Source organism: Staphylococcus sp. 231237_7MaSpsaltlick (assembly GCF_043107035.1).
This window is the reverse complement of sequence record NZ_JBICNX010000390.1, coordinates 1-434: the sequence shown is the minus strand read 5'-3', so window position 1 is coordinate 434 and position 434 is coordinate 1. Positions and strand designations below refer to the sequence as shown.

General features: G+C 34.6%; 1 protein-coding gene. It reads right to left on the bottom strand.

Annotation, left to right across the window (positions count from 1 at the left end; all coding sequences use genetic code 11):
* On the bottom strand, positions 1-250 hold a 250-nt coding region (locus tag ACF91D_RS32035), incomplete at its 3' end, for a DUF7448 domain-containing protein (RefSeq protein ID WP_483883409.1).
* Positions 251-434: the final 184 nt, after the last annotated feature.

Genomic DNA, 434 nt, shown 5'->3' with positions numbered 1-434 from the left:
CATCATCCGGATAATCCTCAAATATAGGACGTGTGATTTCATCTTCTATTTTCACATTAGTTATTAACGCATCTAGCTTTACATTTGACCAAGTACCACCGGCACTTGCGCAACAATCTTGTTCACTTTCAACTATTTCAATTACTGTTCCATCATCAAGTGTTAGTGTTTCATCAGTCCATGCCGTCACTCTTTTGTATATTATTTGTTCTTTTATTTCTTCAAACTCTTTGTAATTATTGTTATACATCCACACTCACTCCTTATTCTGTGTCACATGATTTTACTTCATGCGTTATAACGTACTTTTTAGCTGTGCCACCACACTTTTTAGCCATTCGACGCGCTTCGTATAAATTTTCAAATAAACTAGCCTGTCTTATATCATTGGTAAAGCTATAACATTCTGATACCTCTACTATATAAATACCTTC